This window comes from Leisingera sp. ANG59, assembly GCF_013317235.1.
In the GTDB taxonomy this organism is placed as follows: domain Bacteria; phylum Pseudomonadota; class Alphaproteobacteria; order Rhodobacterales; family Rhodobacteraceae; genus Leisingera.
On sequence record NZ_WLCM01000097.1, the window covers coordinates 1 to 1,192 of the forward strand.

Sequence of the window (1,192 nt, forward strand, 5' to 3'; positions counted from 1 at the left end):
AGCCTGACGCCGATGATCGACGTGGTGTTCCTGCTCCTGGTGTTCTTCATGCTCGCCTCGCGCTTTGGCATGGACACGGTGCTGCAGCTAGCCTGACGCCGATGATCGACGTGGTGTTCCTGCTCCTGGTGTTCTTCATGCTCGCCTCGCGCTTTGGCATGGACACGGTGCTGCAGCTGCCGCTGGCCGGACAGGGCGGCACCTACGACGGCCCGCCGCGCCTGATCGGCGTCGGCCCCGGCAACCTGGATGTGAACGGCGTGCCGGTCGCCGATGCGAACCTCACCCAGGCACTGGCGCCGCTGATGAAGACACCCGCCGACATGCTGATACTCAGGGGCCGCGACGGCGCCACCCTGCAGCGCATCACCGACATGACCGCACTGCTGCTGCAGGCGGGCCTCAGCAACGTCGTGCTGGTGGAGTGAGGGGGCAGCAATGGACCTGAGCGACCCGCCCCGCCGCCCCCGCGCCGAATCCATCGTGCCGATGATCAACGTGGTGTTCCTGCTGCTGATCTTCTTCCTGATGACCTCACGCCTGGCCCAGCCCGACCCATTCGACGTCACCCCGCCCGACGCCGTGTCCGAGACCGCGCCGGAAACCGAACCGGTGCTCTACATCGGCGCGGATGGCCGCATGCACTACGACGGGGCGGAGGGCGAAGCCGCGCTCACCCGGCTAGCGGCAGCCAGCGCGGGCCACCCCAATATCCAGCTGCGCGCCGATGCACGGCTGGAGGCGAAGGCGCTGGCCCGCATCCTGCGCCACCTGGCTGAGGCGGGCCTCAGCCGCGCCGAACTGGTGGTGCAACGCCCATGAAACGCGCCGCCGAATTCACCGTCTTTACGGGCCTTGCCGGCCTCATCCACATCGCGCTCTTTGCCAGCGCGCCGGAAACGGGGGCGCAGTCCAGCGGCGCGGGCGGCGAGGCCCTGGTCTCGCTCCAGCCCGCCAGCGCCGAGGTCGCCCGCATGGCCGAGGCCTGGCAGAAACCGCCCGAAACGCCGCAGCCCGCACCTCCCAGTGCGGAACCGCTGCTGCAGGTCCAGGCCCCGGTGCTGCCGCAGATAGACCTGGCCCAAGCGCCCCGCGCCGCGGTGCTGGCCCCGCTCGCGCAACCCGCGGCGCGGGGCGCTTGGGCCAGGTCTATCTGCGGCAGCACCGGGGCCTGGACCTGCAGCAGCGGTTC

The 1,192-nt window shown here is 70.3% G+C and carries 3 protein-coding genes and 1 pseudogene; all 4 read left to right on the forward strand.

The annotated features are described in order from the left end of the window. Positions 1–12 precede the first annotated feature (12 nt). Positions 13–96, forward strand: a complete 84-nt coding sequence (locus tag GKC28_RS26995; protein ID WP_368041175.1) for a hypothetical protein — start codon at positions 13–15, stop codon at positions 94–96. Beyond that, entirely contained in the window at positions 93–428 is a 336-nt protein-coding gene (locus GKC28_RS26055; protein ID WP_302480831.1) for a biopolymer transporter ExbD, read from the forward strand. Before GKC28_RS26995 ends, GKC28_RS26055 begins: the two co-directional genes overlap by 4 nt. A gap of 10 nt (positions 429–438) precedes the next feature. Next, positions 439–822, forward strand: a complete 384-nt coding sequence (locus GKC28_RS26060) for a biopolymer transporter ExbD (RefSeq protein WP_174149833.1) — start codon at positions 439–441, stop codon at positions 820–822. Further along, a pseudogene (locus GKC28_RS26065) lies at positions 819–1,192 on the forward strand (hypothetical protein); the annotation flags it as partial. The gene GKC28_RS26060 and the pseudogene GKC28_RS26065, both read left to right, overlap by 4 nt.